Here is a 571-nt window from a genome sequence, read left to right on the forward strand (position 1 = left end):
TTTTTGCCACTGAACAATTTGCAGTGCCATAGTCAAAGCCAATATACATGAGTCCTCCCACTGACGAAAAAAAGTCGGCAATGCTAACTCAATGGCACATGAATTACTACTCAAACGGTAGAGCGATTCACGCTTATTCGCTTTCGGACGTTTCTTTTTTCATGGCAGGTAACACGACGGCTAATAACAGCGCTAATAAAAGAAAAGCAGGCGTGAGTTTCAATCCTTGCCAAATTGAGTACGTGTCGTGAAACAGCCAAAAAATTCCTATCGTTAACAAGTAAGCAAAATAGCTACTGAACACTAAACTCATGGCGACAAAACGCGTGCGATTGATGATAAGGATTCGCACTAAATATTGGCTGAGTAAACTCGCGCAGTGCATCGCCAATTGCCAGTTAATGATAAAAAAAGCCAGAGAAACAAATCCAGCTACCAGCATGGCGTCGTGCGTACTAACAATAAAGTAGCTGCCGAAACGGCTCATCATAATAGGATAATTGCCTTCGTAGACGATGGACCAAGAGATCGCATTCGCCACTGCAATATAATTGGCAAAATAGGCAATAGC

Annotated in this window: 1 protein-coding gene; it reads right to left on the reverse strand. The window is 42.4% G+C overall.

Translation table 11 applies throughout. From position 1 onward, the window contains the following. Positions 1-133: 133 nt before the first annotated feature. On the reverse strand, positions 134-571 hold a 438-nt coding region (locus tag R7R78_RS28345; RefSeq protein ID WP_225474879.1), incomplete at its 5' end, for a hypothetical protein.

The sequence above is a fragment of the Vibrio sp. 2134-1 genome, assembly GCF_033339495.1.